Annotated in this window: 15 protein-coding genes; 13 read left to right on the top strand and 2 right to left on the bottom strand. The window is 43.8% G+C overall.

Annotated elements, in window-relative coordinates; genetic code table 11:
- Nucleotides 1-127 precede the first annotated feature (127 nt).
- The 6 genes from purD to purB all read left to right on the top strand — a co-directional run bounded on the left by purD (nucleotide 128) and on the right by purB (nucleotide 5,737).
- Entirely contained in the window at nucleotides 128-1,393 is a 1,266-nt protein-coding gene (gene purD / locus HMPREF2904_RS04920; RefSeq protein WP_070660552.1) for a phosphoribosylamine--glycine ligase, read from the top strand.
- Between the two features lie 236 nt (nucleotides 1,394-1,629).
- Nucleotides 1,630-2,118, top strand: coding sequence for a 5-(carboxyamino)imidazole ribonucleotide mutase (gene purE / locus HMPREF2904_RS04915; RefSeq protein WP_061564565.1), 489 nt, complete (start codon nucleotides 1,630-1,632; stop codon nucleotides 2,116-2,118).
- Nucleotides 2,105-3,196, top strand: coding sequence for a 5-(carboxyamino)imidazole ribonucleotide synthase (purK, locus tag HMPREF2904_RS04910; RefSeq protein WP_070660549.1), 1,092 nt, complete (start codon nucleotides 2,105-2,107; stop codon nucleotides 3,194-3,196). Before purE ends, purK begins: the two co-directional genes overlap by 14 nt.
- Entirely contained in the window at nucleotides 3,197-4,147 is a 951-nt protein-coding gene (locus tag HMPREF2904_RS04905) for a ketopantoate reductase family protein (protein ID WP_070660544.1), read from the top strand.
- Between the two features lie 9 nt (nucleotides 4,148-4,156).
- Nucleotides 4,157-4,384, top strand: a complete 228-nt coding sequence (locus HMPREF2904_RS04900) for a phosphoribosylaminoimidazole carboxylase (protein WP_070660542.1) — start codon at nucleotides 4,157-4,159, stop codon at nucleotides 4,382-4,384.
- 54 nt (nucleotides 4,385-4,438) lie between these two features.
- Nucleotides 4,439-5,737 carry an adenylosuccinate lyase gene (gene purB, locus HMPREF2904_RS04895; protein ID WP_070660539.1) on the top strand — a complete coding sequence of 433 codons (1,299 nt, stop codon included), beginning with the start codon at nucleotides 4,439-4,441 and terminating at the stop codon, nucleotides 5,735-5,737.
- Nucleotides 5,738-5,921: 184 nt separating this feature from the next.
- Here the strand turns inward: purB and HMPREF2904_RS04890 are convergent, their stop codons facing one another.
- Nucleotides 5,922-6,638: a GntR family transcriptional regulator gene (locus HMPREF2904_RS04890; RefSeq protein WP_070660536.1), complete on the bottom strand. Its 717-nt coding sequence runs from the start codon at nucleotides 6,636-6,638 to the stop codon at nucleotides 5,922-5,924.
- 132 nt (nucleotides 6,639-6,770) lie between these two features.
- On the opposite strand from HMPREF2904_RS04890, the gene HMPREF2904_RS04885 reads away from it, so the two are divergent.
- From HMPREF2904_RS04885 to HMPREF2904_RS04855, 7 genes are all read left to right on the top strand, one after another.
- Nucleotides 6,771-8,558, top strand: a complete 1,788-nt coding sequence (locus tag HMPREF2904_RS04885; protein WP_070660533.1) for a glycoside hydrolase family 35 protein — start codon at nucleotides 6,771-6,773, stop codon at nucleotides 8,556-8,558.
- Nucleotides 8,555-9,031 (top strand): PTS sugar transporter subunit IIB, encoded by a 477-nt coding sequence (locus HMPREF2904_RS04880; RefSeq protein ID WP_003009322.1) that lies wholly within the window; start codon nucleotides 8,555-8,557, stop codon nucleotides 9,029-9,031. The genes HMPREF2904_RS04885 and HMPREF2904_RS04880 overlap by 4 nt, the downstream gene beginning before the upstream one ends.
- A 26-nt stretch (nucleotides 9,032-9,057) precedes the next feature.
- Nucleotides 9,058-9,972 (top strand): PTS mannose/fructose/sorbose/N-acetylgalactosamine transporter subunit IIC, encoded by a 915-nt coding sequence (locus HMPREF2904_RS04875; protein ID WP_003013827.1) that lies wholly within the window; start codon nucleotides 9,058-9,060, stop codon nucleotides 9,970-9,972.
- Nucleotides 9,959-10,780: a PTS system mannose/fructose/sorbose family transporter subunit IID gene (locus tag HMPREF2904_RS04870; protein ID WP_003002374.1), complete on the top strand. Its 822-nt coding sequence runs from the start codon at nucleotides 9,959-9,961 to the stop codon at nucleotides 10,778-10,780. Before HMPREF2904_RS04875 ends, HMPREF2904_RS04870 begins: the two co-directional genes overlap by 14 nt.
- An 11-nt stretch (nucleotides 10,781-10,791) precedes the next feature.
- The gene (locus HMPREF2904_RS04865) at nucleotides 10,792-11,193 is read left to right on the top strand and encodes a PTS sugar transporter subunit IIA (protein WP_070660530.1); all 402 of its coding nucleotides are present in this window, start codon (nucleotides 10,792-10,794) and stop codon (nucleotides 11,191-11,193) included.
- A gap of 83 nt (nucleotides 11,194-11,276) precedes the next feature.
- A complete protein-coding gene (locus tag HMPREF2904_RS04860; RefSeq protein WP_070660527.1) occupies nucleotides 11,277-12,446 on the top strand; it encodes an SIS domain-containing protein in 1,170 nt (389 codons plus the stop codon).
- A gap of 82 nt (nucleotides 12,447-12,528) precedes the next feature.
- Nucleotides 12,529-13,569, top strand: a complete 1,041-nt coding sequence (locus HMPREF2904_RS04855) for an aldose epimerase family protein (protein WP_070660524.1) — start codon at nucleotides 12,529-12,531, stop codon at nucleotides 13,567-13,569.
- Between the two features lie 481 nt (nucleotides 13,570-14,050).
- On the opposite strand, the gene HMPREF2904_RS04850 is transcribed toward HMPREF2904_RS04855, so the two are convergent.
- Nucleotides 14,051-15,358 carry a hypothetical protein gene (locus HMPREF2904_RS04850; protein ID WP_070660521.1) on the bottom strand — a complete coding sequence of 436 codons (1,308 nt, stop codon included), beginning with the start codon at nucleotides 15,356-15,358 and terminating at the stop codon, nucleotides 14,051-14,053.
- Nucleotides 15,359-15,611 lie beyond the last annotated feature (253 nt).

The raw sequence follows: 15,611 nt of genomic DNA, 5'->3' as shown, positions 1-15,611 counted from the left end.
GAAATAGGAGAAAATAGCAAAAAATGTTTGGATTCTACTGAAAATAGGAGACTTTTGCTGAAATCATTAGAATAAAACGAACGATTATGATATAATTTAATAAAATAATTCGCAAAAGAGGTTCGAGATGAAACTTTTGGTTGTTGGATCTGGCGGTCGTGAGCATGCGATTGCTAAGAAATTGTTGGAGTCTACAAACGTTGAGCAGGTTTTTGTGGCTCCTGGTAATGATGGGATGCGATTAGACGGTCTTGATTTGATCAATATCGGAATTTCCGAACATTCTAAGCTGATTGACTTCGCAAAAGCGAACGATATTGCTTGGACCTTTATTGGTCCAGATGATGCCCTTGCAGCTGGTATCGTAGATGATTTCAATGCAGCTGGTCTCAAAGCCTTTGGTCCTACCAAGGCTGCGGCTGAGCTTGAGTGGTCTAAGGATTTTGCTAAGGAAATCATGGTCAAATACGACGTTCCGACAGCAGCCTATGGAACCTTTTCAGATTTCGAAGAAGCCAAGGCCTACATCGAAGAAAAAGGCGCTCCAATCGTCGTCAAGGCAGACGGCTTGGCCCTTGGGAAAGGTGTCGTCGTTGCGGAGACAGTTGAGCAAGCCATCGAAGCCGCTCATGAGATGCTTTTGGACAATAAATTCGGTGATTCAGGTGCGCGTGTGGTCATCGAGGAATTCCTTGACGGGGAAGAGTTCTCTCTCTTTGCCTTTGTCAATGGGGACAAGTTCTACATCATGCCAACGGCTCAGGACCACAAACGTGCTTATGATGGGGACAAGGGCCCTAACACTGGTGGGATGGGTGCCTATGCGCCGGTTCCTCACTTGCCACAGAGCGTGGTTGACACAGCGGTTGACACTATTGTAAAGCCAGTTCTTGAAGGCATGATCAAAGAAGGTCGTCCTTACACTGGTGTCCTTTACTCGGGGCTTATCTTGACAGCTGACGGCCCGAAAGTCATCGAGTTTAACGCTCGCTTCGGAGATCCAGAAACGCAAATCATCTTACCTCGTTTGACATCTGACTTTGCGCAAAATATCACTGACATTTTGGATGGAAAAGAGCCAGCTATCACTTGGACGGACAAGGGTGTGACATTGGGCGTGGTTGTAGCATCAAACGGCTATCCACTCGCTTATGAGAAGGGTGTCAAGCTTCCAGCCAAGACAGAGGGCGACATCATCACTTACTATGCTGGTGCCAAATTCGCTGAAAATGGCCAAGACCTCCTCTCAAACGGTGGACGTGTCTACATGCTTGTCACAACAGCAGACACGGTCAAAGACGGCCAAAACATCATCTACAACGAACTCAACAAACAAAACACAGAAGGCTTGTTCTACCGTACGGATATCGGTAGCAAGGCGATAAAAGATTAACAGATACTAACTTTGTCATGGCGAGCGAAAGCGAGCCAAAGTAAGATAATGGTCGCTTGATTTGCGAGCGTTAGCGAGCTAGTATAGAGGATAATCGTCGCAGTAGTGGAACTCCTAGTAGCAGAGCTACTAGGAGCGGAAAACTGGAGACTAAGGCTCCAGTTTTAGTAATGGAACGCTACAGGCGGTCGCTTACGTCCGCACTACAATAGACGATTATCAAAAAAGGAGAAGAAATGAAACCAGTAATTTCCATTATTATGGGCTCAAAATCTGACTGGGCAACCATGCAAAAAACCGCTGAAGTCCTCGACAACTTCGGCGTCGCTTACGAAAAGAAAGTTGTTTCCGCCCACCGTACACCGGACCTCATGTTCAAACATGCGGAAGAAGCACGTAGCCGTGGCATCAAGGTCATCATCGCGGGTGCAGGTGGTGCAGCTCACTTGCCAGGGATGGTTGCTGCTAAAACAACCCTTCCAGTCATCGGAGTACCCGTCAAATCACGTGCCCTTAGCGGTGTGGATTCGCTTTATTCTATTGTTCAGATGCCAGGTGGTGTGCCTGTTGCGACCATGGCGATCGGTGAAGCTGGTGCGACTAACGCGGCCCTCTTTGCCCTCCGCCTTCTTTCGGTAGAGGACCAGGCTATTGCGACAGCGTTAGCGGATTTCGCAGAAGAACAAGGAAAAATCGCAGAGGAGTCTACAAATGAGCTCAACTAAAACCATTGGGATCATCGGTGGTGGCCAGCTCGGTCAGATGATGGCGATCTCAGCTATCTACATGGGACACAAGGTTATCGCGTTGGATCCAGCAGCTGATTGCCCAGCCTCCCGTGTGGCGGAAATCATCGTGGCCCCTTACGACGACGTAGATGCTCTTCGTCAGTTGGCAGATCGCTGTGATGTTCTCACTTATGAATTTGAAAATGTGGATGCTGATGGTTTGGATGCCGTTATCAAAGATGGACAACTCCCACAAGGGACAGACCTACTCCGCATCTCTCAAAATCGAATCTTTGAGAAGGACTTTCTTTCCAACAAGGCACAAGTCACTGTGGCACCTTACAAGGTCGTGACCTCAAGCCAGGATTTGGCAGATATCGACCTGTCGAAAAACTATGTCCTCAAGACGGCGACCGGTGGTTATGATGGCCATGGTCAAAAGGTTATTCGTTCAGAAGCAGATTTGGAAGAAGCCTATGCGTTAGCTGATTCAGCAGACTGCGTTTTAGAAGAGTTTGTCAACTTCGACCTTGAAATTTCTATCATCGTATCTGGTAATAGCAAGGACGTGACAGTCTTCCCAGTTCAGGAAAATATCCACCGTAACAACATTCTTTCAAAAACCATTGTGCCTGCTCGCATTTCTGACAGTCTAGCTGAAAAAGCCAAAGCAATGGCAGTGCGAATCGCTGAACAACTGAACCTCTCTGGTACACTTTGTGTAGAAATGTTTGCGACCGCTGATGACATCATCGTCAACGAAATCGCACCACGCCCACACAATTCTGGCCACTACTCAATCGAAGCTTGCGACTTTTCACAGTTTGATACGCATATCCTGGGCGTTCTCGGAGCGCCACTTCCAGCAATCCACCTCCATGCGCCAGCTGTCATGCTCAATGTCCTCGGCCAACACGTCGAGGCTGCTGAAACATATGTGACAGAAAATCCAAGCGCTCACCTCCACTTATATGGTAAACTAGAAGCAAAGCACAACCGCAAGATGGGACATGTGACTTTGTTTAGTGATGTGCCAGACGAGGTTGAGGAATTTGGGAAAGGAATTGATTTTTAAGTGAAAATAGCGATTCTAGGACTTGGAGTCATCGGGACCACTTATGCCTACGCCTTTCAAAAAGCAGACCATCAAGTGGAACACGTACTGAGAGATAGTAAGAAAAGCACAGCTCCAAAGGAGTTGTCGGTTGATCTACTAGATGGTCGCTATCATTCCAAGGGTGAGAACAAGCATGACACCTATGAGGTTCATGTGGCGGAAGCTGATTCGGAATATGATTTTATTTTTCTGAGTGTTCGTCATGGTTTCGTCAAAGAAGCTGTGGAAACCTTGCGAAAAAATCATATCAAAGGCACTCTCGTTTTCTTCTGCAATTTCTGGAATACACGAAAAGATGTCCAAGAGTGGGCAGGAGATTATGACTATATTCTGGCCTTTCCGACAGCGGGAGGTCACATGCAAGAGGATCATTTGGATGGTGTCTTGTTTGACCATTTAATGCTAGAAGGTGAGCAAAAAGCACACATTTCTAACTATGCTGATCTGACGACTTTGCTGACTTCTGCAGATTTGAAGTGGGAAGTACCTCATGATATGGTCGAGTGGATTTGGATTCACATGGTGATTAATGCAGGTGTTACTTCGACAGCTGCGCGTTCGGGAAATCTGGAAAATCCAGAAGATTTGGCTTTGAACTTGATGAATAGTTCTTCGGAATTATCATTAGCCATCAAGGCCATTCGAGAGGCTTTGAAAGTCGTAGAAGCGCGTGGTGTGAATTTGAAGCTTTACAAGGCAGAACTCTTACCCTACAAAATTCCGGCTTGGATAGCCGGCAAAGCCATGAAAATCATGTTTGCGAAAAATGAGCTGACCCGAAAAATCATGACCTTGCACAATGACAAACAGGACATCTTCTATTGTTGTCAAAGTGTTTATCAGACCGGTAAGGAGTTAGGTGTTGAGATGCCCATTCTGGAAGCAAATATGAGGGGAATTTCGATTTAGGAGGTTTTTATGATTCAACTCATTGTCAACGCATTTGTTGAAAAAGAGAAGACTGGAGCAGTCGTCGAAGTCTTGTATGCTAGTAGCAATCACGAAAAAGTGAAAGCTAAGTATGAAGAGCTAGTTGCACAATATCCTGAAAACTATTTAGCCATCTATGATCTGCCTCTGGATTCGGATTTGAATACATTGGATCATTATCCATCTGTGTGGATTGGAAAAGAAGAGTTTGAATAAAAGACTGTTGGTTGCTAACTGATGTGAAACATCAAAAGAAAGGAAAATAAAAACATGATTGATAGATATAGCCGCCCTGAAATGGCGAATATTTGGACTGAAGAAAATAAATACCGTGCTTGGCTTGAGGTGGAAATCTTGGCTGACGAAGCCTGGGCTGAATTGGGAGAAATTCCTAAGGAAGATGTGGCTTTGATTCGCGAGAAAGCGGACTTTGACATCGACCGTATTCTTGAAATCGAGCAGCAAACGCGTCACGATGTGGTGGCTTTCACACGTGCGGTTTCTGAGACGCTCGGTGAAGAACGTAAGTGGGTTCACTATGGTTTGACTTCTACTGACGTTGTCGATACGGCCTATGGTTACCTCTACAAACAAGCCAACGACATCATCCGCAAGGACCTTGAAAACTTCCTCAACATCATCGCTGACAAAGCGAAAGAACACAAGTTCACTATCATGATGGGTCGTACCCACGGTGTGCACGCTGAACCTACAACTTTTGGTCTTAAATTGGCAACTTGGTACAGTGAAATGAAACGTAACATCGAGCGTTTCGAGCATGCGGCTGCTGGTGTGGAAGCTGGTAAGATTTCTGGTGCGGTTGGTAACTTTGCCAACATCCCACCATTCGTTGAAAAATACGTCTGCGACAAACTTGGTATCCGTGCTCAAGAAATCTCTACACAGGTCCTTCCTCGTGACCTTCACGCTGAGTACTTTGCAGTTCTTGCTAGCATCGCAACTTCTATCGAGCGTATGGCGACTGAAATCCGTGGTCTTCAAAAATCTGAACAACGGGAAGTGGAAGAGTTCTTTGCTAAAGGTCAAAAAGGGTCTTCAGCAATGCCTCACAAACGTAACCCTATCGGTTCTGAAAACATGACAGGTCTTGCGCGTGTGATCCGTGGTCACATGGTAACGGCTTACGAAAATGTGTCACTCTGGCATGAGCGTGATATCTCTCACTCATCAGCTGAGCGCATCATTGCACCAGACACAACCATCTTGATTGACTACATGCTCAACCGTTTCGGAAACATCGTTAAGAACTTGACAGTCTTCCCAGAAAACATGATTCGCAACATGAACTCTACATTTGGTTTGATCTTCAGCCAACGTGCGATGCTGACTTTGATTGAAAAAGGCATGACTCGTGAGCAAGCTTACGACCTTGTGCAACCGAAGACTGCTCAATCATGGGATAACCAAGTTGACTTCAAACCACTTCTTGAAGCTGATCTAGAAGTGACATCACGCCTCACTCAAGAAGAAATCGACGAAATCTTCAACCCTACCTACTATACCAAACGGGTGGATGAAATCTTCGAACGCATCGGTTTGGGTGACTAATCGCAAGAAAAACGGGAATTTGAAAAATAGACGAAAAGAAGCAGAGAAATCTGCTTCTTTTTAAACTTTTTATAGCTAAATTATCACTAATTATATATATTTTTAAAGAGGTCTTTAAAAATCGCTTTCAACATGCTATAATGGAGTTATAAAAAAGACCGAGATGTCTCAGTCTTTTTGGTTCTTAGTGATCGCGGTTACAGGAGATGAACTTGATCTTGTAGTAGTCACCGCGTTTATAGGTTTCCGTGTATTCAAGGATTTGGCCAGTCGCTTCTAGCTTGGTCGTCTTCGCTTGTTTGACCGTTGGGAAATTTTCGTCGATCTTCAATACTTTAGCAATCTTGCTAGGTGTAGGAAAGACGATTTCGTTGACTTCTTCGAAGTGCTCATCATTCATATGAATGTGGTAGTCTTCTTTGAAGCGATCATAGATAGAGCTATAGTATTCCAAATTTGGATAGTTTGGATTGATGTATTGTTCAGGAATATAGGTTTGGTGGAAGATATAGGTATCATCCCCTGTCTGGCGAGTCCGTTCGATCTTATAGTAAAATTGCGTTGGGTTGAGACCTAGTTTGTCTAGGATGCTCAAGGTATTTCCACGTTTAATAGAGAGAACTTTAACTTTAGCCTTTTGGATTGGGAAGGTTTCAACATCTGAAAATTCAACCAGTTTGTGTTTTCGAGCACGAGAAACAAAGGTTCCTTTTCCTTGCTGGCGGACAATGTAGCCATCGGCGGCGAGGTCGTTCAAAGCACGGACAACGGTGATAGAGCTGACATCATAAATTTTGATGAGTTCAGCTTCCGTATAAAATTTATCTCCATTTTCAAATTTTCCTGAGATAATTTGCTGCTTCAAATCATCTTTGATGTGTTGGTACTTTGGAATTGCCATAGTGCTACCTCTCTTTAGATTTCTCTTATTTAACCCTATTTTAACATATTTTTTATAAAAGTGTTGACATTTTTCAAATTATTTATTATATTAATAAATGAAAAGGGTTACATATAAGAAAGGGGGGCGTTTATGGGAGTTTTTGAGATTCGCGATGCTTTCTATTTAAAAGGTCAACCCTTCAAGATTTTGTCCGGAGCAATCCATTATTTCCGAATTGACCCAGCAGGCTGGTATCATTCCTTGTATAATCTAAGGGCTTTGGGTTTTAACACAGTTGAGACTTATGTCCCTTGGAATGCACATGAACCCCGCAAAGGAGAGTTTGACTTTAGTGGTCGATTGGATCTAGAGCGTTTCATCCAAACAGCCCAGTCCCTAGGACTTTACATAATTGTAAGGCCGTCGCCCTTTATCTGTGCAGAGTGGGAGTTTGGTGGATTGCCAGCCTGGCTCTTAGAAGAAGACCTGCGAATCCGCTCATCAGACCCAGCCTTTATCGAAGCGGTGGATCGTTATTATGATCGCTTGCTTGGGTTGTTGACTCCTTACCAAGTGGATCAGGGTGGTCCAATCCTTATGATGCAGGTAGAAAATGAGTACGGCTCTTATGGAGAGGATAAGGATTATCTTCGTGCCATTCGGGATTTGATGAAGGGAAAAGGCGTGACCTGTCCCCTCTTTACATCGGATGGTCCATGGCGAGCAACTCTAAGAACAGGAACCTTGATCGAAGAAGACCTCTTTGTGACGGGAAACTTCGGTTCTAAAGCAGCCTATAACTTTGGTCAAATGAAAGAATTCTTTGACGAATACGGCAAAAAATGGCCTTTGATGTGTATGGAATTCTGGGATGGTTGGTTTACCCGCTGGAAAGAACCTGTGATTCAAAGGGACCCAGAGGAGTTGGCAGAAGCTGTCCATGAGGTCTTGGAGCTTGGCTCCATCAATCTCTACATGTTTCATGGCGGAACCAATTTTGGATTCATGAATGGGTGTTCAGCTCGGGGGACGCTTGATTTGCCACAGGTGACATCCTATGACTATGGGGCTTTGCTCAATGAGCAGGGTAATCCGACAGAGAAATATTATGCCATACAAAAGATGATGGCGACCTATTATCCGGAATACCCACAGCAAGAACCGCTCATCAAAGAGTGTTTGCCAGAGCAAACCTTGCAATTGGCAGCCAAGACTAGTCTTTTTGGGAATCTGGATAATTTGGCTCAGGTCGAGACCAGCCTTTATCCGGAAAAGATGGAAGAGTTAGGGCAAACCACAGGTTATCTGCTATATGAGACAGACCTTGAGTTGGATGCGGAAGAAGAAAAACTGCGCATCATTGATGGTCGGGATCGGGTACAGATTTACCTGGATGATCAACATGTAGCAACACAATACCAAACAGAGATTGGTGAAGATCTTTTTATCAAAGGAAAAAAGAAAGCGGTTACGAATTTAAAAATCTTGCTTGAAAATATGGGTCGTGTCAACTATGGGCACAAGCTCTTGGCTGATAGCCAGCACAAGGGCATTCGCACAGGTGTCTGTGTGGATTTGCACTTCCACCTTCATTGGAAGCAGTACCCACTGGATTTACAAGATCTCAGTCAGCTCGATTTTTCAAAGGAATGGCAGGCAGGTGCTCCAGCCTTTTACCGATATGATTTTCAGCTGGACCACACCCTTGACACTTATCTGGATATGACAGGATTTGGGAAAGGGGTCGTCTTTGTCAATGGCCATAACCTTGGCCGCTTCTGGGAGGTCGGACCGACCACTTCACTTTACGTGCCTCATGGTTTCCTCAAAGAAGGGGCCAATAGCCTGATCGTCTTTGAGACAGAAGGGCGTTACCAAGAGACACTTCAACTTGTTCAACAACCTACATTCAAAGAAGTAAAGGGGGAAAACTTATGACTATTGTAGGATGCCGTATCGATGGACGTTTGATCCACGGGCAGGTAGCCAATCTTTGGACTACCAAACTAAATGTTTCACGTATCATGGTGATCGATGATGAAGTCGCTCAAAATGATATCGAAAAAAGTGGCTTGAAACTAGCGACACCACCTGGTGTTAAGCTTAGTATCTTGCCAGTCGCAAAGGCTGCGGAAAATATCTTGGCTGGAAAATATGATAGCCAACGACTCTTTATCGTAGCTCGCAAACCAGATCGTTTCCTTCGTTTGATCGAAGCAGGTGTTCAGCTTGAAACGCTGAATGTCGGCAATATGTCTCAATCCGATGAGACACGCGCGATTACCCGCTCGATCAATGTGGTGGACGCGGACGTGGAAGACTTTAACAAGATCCACGAAAAAGGTGTGAAGATTACGTCTCAGATGGTGCCAAACGACACTGCAGAAGACTTTATGAAGTTATTAAAGTAAAAGAAAATTTTTAGGAGGAAATTGTCATGATACAATGGTGGCAAATTTTACTACTTACTTTGTACTCAGCTTATCAAATCTGTGATGAGTTGACGATTGTTTCATCAGCAGGCTCACCAGTCTTTGCTGGTTTCATTACAGGACTTGTTATGGGGGATTTAGGAACAGGTCTCTTTATCGGAGCGTCTCTCCAATTGACAGTGCTCGGTGTAGGTACTTTCGGTGGAGCTTCTCGTATTGATGCAACATCTGGTGCCGTTCTTGCAACTGCCTTTTCAGTAGCGCAAGGTATTAAACCAGAAATTGCGATTTCAACTATTGCCGTTCCCGTAGCTGCTCTCTTGACCTATGCAGATATCCTTGGCCGTATGAGTACTACTGCCTTTGCACACCGTATTGATGCGGCGATCGAACGCTTTGATTATAAAGGAATTGAACGCAACTACCTTCTTGGTGCGGTTCCTTGGGCTCTCTCTCGTGCCCTTCCAGTCTTCTTGGCTCTTGCCTTTGGTGGTGCTTTTGTCCAATCTGTTGTTGACTTTGTTGCAAAATATCAATGGTTCGCAAACGGCTTGACTCTTGCAGGACGTATGCTTCCTGGTCTTGGATTTGCGATCTTGCTTCACTACTTGCCTGTGAAACGTCACCTTCACTATCTTGCCCTTGGTTTTGGCTTGACAGCGATGTTGACAGTGCTTTACAGCAATGTTCAAAGTGTTGGTGCTGCAATTTCTGCTATGCTTGGAACAGATGCTTTTGCAAAACTTCCAAAAGAACAAATGGTTGCCTTCACAAACAACTTCAAATCTGTATCTATGATCGGGGTTGCCATCATCGGTATCTTCCTTGCAGTGCAACACTTTAAAAACAGCCAACGTACAGTTGTAGCTGCTCCAGCAAGCAATGTAGAAAGCGGGGAAATTGAAGATGACGAATTCTAATAACTACAAACTCACTAAAGAGGATTTTAAACAAATCAACAAACGTAGCCTCTTCACCTTCCAATTGGGTTGGAACTACGAACGGATGCAGGCTTCTGGTTACCTTTACATGCTTCTTCCACAATTGCGGAAAATGTATGGAGATGGCACACCTGAATTGAAAGAAATGATGAAATTGCATACGCAATTCTTCAATACTTCTCCATTCTTCCACACCATTATCACTGGTTTTGATTTGGCCTTGGAAGAAAAAGATGGTGTCAACTCTAAAGATGCGGTGAACGGGATCAAGACAGGTCTCATGGGACCATTTGCCCCTCTAGGAGACTCTATCTTTGGATCTTTGGTTCCAGCCATTATGGGATCTATTGCAGCAACCATCGCGTCACAAGGGCAACCATGGGGTATTTTCCTTTGGATTGCGGTAGCAGTTGCGTATGATATCTTCCGTTGGAAACAGTTGGAATTTGCTTATAAAGAAGGTACCAACTTAATCAACAACATGCAAAGTACCTTGACTGCTTTGATCGAAGCAGCTTCTGTACTTGGTATCTTCATGGTCGGTGCCTTGATTGCAACCATGATCAATGTGGATGTAACCTGGATGCCACACATCGGGGACAAAGCCATCGATATCCAAGACATGCTTAATTTGATCTTCCCACGCTTGGTTCCAGCTATTATCACAGGTGTGATTTACTGGTTGCTTGGACGTAAAGGAATGAACTCAACTAAAGCTATCTTGTTGATTATCGTCGCAGCGATTGCCTTCTCTGCCTTTGGTCATTTCTGCTTTGGCATGCAATAATGGAGTAAGGTATGGCAAAAGAGTTAGTATTGGTCAGCCATGGTCGCTTTTGTGAAGAGCTCAAAGCGAGCACAGAGATGATTATGGGACCACAAGAATCCATCCATACGGTTGCACTCTTACCAGAAGAAGGACCAGAAGACTTTACTGCTAAATTTGAAGCAACAGTCCAAGGTCTAGAAGACTATATTGTATTTGCAGATCTCTTGGGAGGAACTCCTTGCAACACTGTGAGCCGCTTGATCCTTGAAGGACGTGCGATTGACTTATACGCAGGGATGAATCTTCCGATGGTCATCGAGTTCATCAATAGCAGCCTGACTGGTAACGAAGGGGACTACCCTGAACGTGCAAAAGAAAGTATTGTCAAGGTCAATGACCTCTTGTCAAACCTTGATGATGAAGATGAGTAGGTTGGTAGGGGAGTCTGGGAGCATCATCTCAGGCTCCTTTCCCATTTATCAACGTTAGATTGTAGAAAGGAACAACAGGTTCTATGTTAGACTATACAAAAGAAGACTTGCAGGAGCTAGGAGCAGAGATCACAACACGTGAAATCTACCAACAACCGACGGTTTGGAAAGAAACAGCTCGCTTGTATCAAGAAAGAAAAGCGGAAATAAAAGCTTTCTTAGAAAAAATTGGGCAAGAGCATGACTATATCAAGGTCATCTTGACAGGGGCAGGGACCTCAGCCTATGTAGGGGATACCTTGGTTCCATATTTGCAGGAAGTGCACGATGAACGCCACTGGAATTTCCAATCCATTGCGACGACGGATATCGTAGCTCATCCTCAAACCTATTTGAAAAAAGAGGTTCCGACGGTTTTAGTATCCTTTGCCCGGAGTGGTAATTCGCCAGAAAGTGTTGCCACCGTGCAGTTGGCCCAAGACCTGGTCGATGAGCTCTATCAGATCACCATTACCTGTGCCGAAGAAGGAAAACTGGCTTTGCAGGCGCATGGGGATGAGCGCAATCTCTTGCTTCTCCAACCTAAAGAAACCAATGATGCCGGCTTTGCGATGACCTCTAGCTTTACCTCCATGCTCTTGACAGTTCTCTTGGTCTTTGATCCAAGCGAGGAAGAGATCAAGGAAAAACGAGTAGAAGAGCTGGTTCATCTATCTGAGCAAATCTTGGAGAAGGACCGTGCGGTCAAAGAAGTGGTCGATCTAGACTTTGAGCGCGTGATCTATCTGGGGGCAGGACCTTTCTTTGGTCTAGCTCATGAAGCCCAGCTCAAGATTTTGGAATTAACAGCAGGCAAAATCGCAACCATGTATGAGAGTCCTGTCGGTTTCCGTCACGGTCCAAAATCCCTCATTAATGACCAAACTCTTGTCTTGGTCTTTGGATCCATTGATCCTTATACCCGTCAGTATGATCTGGACTTGGTTCGAGAAGTTGCAGGGGATCGGATTGCCCGTCAAGTTGTCCTCTTGACCGACCAAGCTGCAGGGATCGAGCATGTACGGGAAGTGTTAGTGGAAGCTTCTGCAGACTCACTAGATATCTACCGTGCCTTCCCTTACATTATCTACGGTCAATTGATTTCTCTCTTGACTTCGCTCAAGGTGCAAAATCGCCCAGACACACCTTCACCGACTGGTACCGTCAATCGGGTTGTGCAAGGGGTGATCATTCATCCGTTTCATAAAGAATAGCCACTAATTTTCTATAAAAAAGTGGAGTGTTTCTTCTTGTGAAACTGATACAATGGAGAAAAACAGTGAGAGGAGAAGGTTTGTGAAACAGTATCAAGAAAGCGTGTTTGGAGAATGGCAGAATCAAGAGGTTCGGGCTTATCGCCTCGAAAATGACAAGGGCTACCAATTATCTGTCATGACCTATGGGGCGACGATCTTAGAATATGTGACACCGGATAAAGAAGACCAGTTTACGAATATTATTCTAGGCTTTGATCGCTTTGAGGACTATGTGGGCAATAGCCCTAAATATGGGGCTAGTATTGGCCCGGTAGCAGGCCGGATTGCAGGGGCAAGCTTTGAACTCAATGGTCAAACCTATCACTTGGAAGCCAATAACGGTACCAACTGCAACCACAGTGGACCGACGGGTTGGGATAGCGCTTTGTTTAGCGTGGAGTCGGTAACGGATCAGGAAATCACTCTCTATACAGAGCGTGCAGATGGTACCGGCGGTTTCCCTGGAAATCTCAAGATCTGGGTAACCTATGGTTTGACGGAAGATGGTGAACTCGAGATTGCTTATCGGGTAGAAACGGATCAGGACACCCTAGTCAATCCGACCAACCATAGCTACTTCAACCTATCTGGGAACTTCACCCAGCCGATCAATGACCATGTCTTTCAGATCAACCATCAAGGGCTTTACTCTATCCATCCAGACGGTGTTCCTCTTCAGACCGTGGATAGAGAAAGTCCGGTTGTTCAGCATCTCTACCAAGCTATGCTCTTGGAGGATCTTTTTAAGGACTCTGATCCGCAAATCCGCCTGGTAGAAGGATTAGACCATCCATTCGCTCTTCCAGAAGGGCATGAAAATGCTGGCTTCCTTTACCATCAGCCATCTGGACGTTTCTTGACCTTCAAGTCAGAAGCCCCAGCCTTGGTGGTATATTCAGCTAATTTCGTAGACGAGACCGTTCATCTGCAAGGCCAACCAATGGTTCAGCACAATGGCTTGGCTCTAGAATTTCAAACAGTGCCAGATGCCATTCACAGTGACCAAACTGAAAAGGTCATCTTGAGGGCAGGTCAAGTCTTCACCAGCAAGACTAGCTACCATGCCATCGCTAAGAAATAAGGAGGAAAGGGGTGACCCAAACAAGGATGTAAAATTCTTGATTGGAGCTCCTTTTTTTCTCGAAAAAAATTTTTTAGAAAAACTATAAGGAAAGTTTAAGCTTCCTGTCGTATACTAATACCATCATCAAAGACCTCCTAACTTTGAATGATAAAACTCCTAAAACTTTTTCATAATAATCTCCCTATAAGAGCCACCAAAACCGGTGGCTTTTTTCTACGTACCTTAGCAAACGTTAGTGAGCTTAGGTACGTTGACGCAGTTCGAACGCAAGTGAGAACTACGATCTTTAAAAAATTAACGAGGTGAACTCAGAGAGTTCAACCGAATTTAGAGATATTGATGCAGTTTGAGCGGAGCGAAAATTACGTTCCTTCCTAACCGAACCAAAGGTACCGAAGTATTTTAATAGAGCGTAAGCTCTTTATTTTTTTGCACAGAAAAAAGCTCCTTGAGAAATTCTCAAGGAGCAGTGGAATGACTACTTGCTCGTTGCATCAGACACTTTTTTGAATTTTGCTGAAATAATCGTATTTAGATTATTCTGTCCATCGCGTTGCTCAATCGTCAACGTTAAAATATCTCCATCAATAGAGTATTTATACGTAGTTTCTTTAGCGACAGGTCCAATGGACATGGTTGCAAGTTGCACAATATTTATAGCTTCTGGGAAGATAATCGTTTGCTTTGCTGTATCTAATTTACCGTTCTTCAAGACAGAATGAATTTTAGCATTACCTCTATCAAATTCATAAGTTGTATTGGGTAAGTTTTTAGCGCCATCCTGTAGATTGACTGATAATTTAATAAATTGATTTTTAATATATTCGTCTTTCGTTTGAGTCACTTTAGATGCATCTTTTTGTTTTAAGTAATCGTAGAATCTTCCAAAACCATCTGCTAGAGATACAGTATAGTCGAATTCAACAGATGTTCCTGTAATGTTCAACGTTGGTTTTAAATCTTTCCATGCCTCAGGATAGATAAGCTTGATAGCCGAATCATCATTGTCAAAATCTTTAAAGGCTAAGCTACGTTCAAGAGCTGGTCGGAAGTCGATGGCTTGCCATTTTCCTTCAATTGGAACAGGGTCTTTTTGAGTAGTGCTTCCTTTACGTTTGAAGTGTAGTTCATAGTGAACTGGAAGATTATCTTTCTTCGCTTTTCCGTCAATCGTGACATAAAGCATGTCGTCTTTTAATTTGTAGTGATATGTGTTTGGCGAAACGCGATTTTCACCGAATGAGAAGAAGAATGAGTTCGCTACGGAAATTCCTTCATCAAAGGTCATTGTTTTGGCACCTTGATCAATAGAACCCGTTGCTTCGTAGCTAAACACGCCAGTATCTTTATTCATGCTGACTTTGTATTTCTTAAAGTCGCCTGCAAATCCTTCATGAGAGTCATACATGATTTTTTTGAATTCTTCTTCAGTCTTGCCTCTAGCGTCTGTTGTGACAGTGGAGAAAGCTTTAATAAAGTTATCAATGTTATAGTCGTATTTAATCGTTGCCGTATTGTTTTCAATCTTCATGTCCATTTTGAAGTCTTTAATAGATTCAAGCAAGTGTGCAAAGTGGATTCCATGGAGGGTATAGGCTCCGATGGATTCCGTTAAAGCATCGAGAGTATCGACTAATTCCCATTCGCCATCAATCGTTTCGACTTTTGGTGTTTCTGTTTTAGCGGCATTTTTAGAGCCACTTTGTTTTTGAGAACAAGAAGCTAGTAGGAAGACTGAGAACAGAGCAACGAATGCTAAAAATAATTTTTTATAACGTCTAATCATCGCTAGACCTCCTTAAAATAGATGATTGTATTACGCTTATATTATACGTGCAACACAATTGTTTTGCAAGGGCTTTCAAACGAATCACAATTTTGTTTTGTAACTTGACCGATTATTCAACATAAGAAACGGAAAAATTTTATGTAGCAGAGTACCCAATAGATGAGATTATCAAGGTTTCCTAAATTATTTTTTTGCATAGAAAAAAGCCCCTTGAGAAATTGAACTGCACCCCAAAAGTTAGACAGAAAAA

It is taken from the genome of Streptococcus sp. HMSC072G04, assembly GCF_001813295.1.
In the GTDB taxonomy this organism is placed as follows: Bacteria; Bacillota; Bacilli; order Lactobacillales; family Streptococcaceae; genus Streptococcus.
This window is presented reverse-complemented; position numbering and strand designations above follow the sequence as displayed.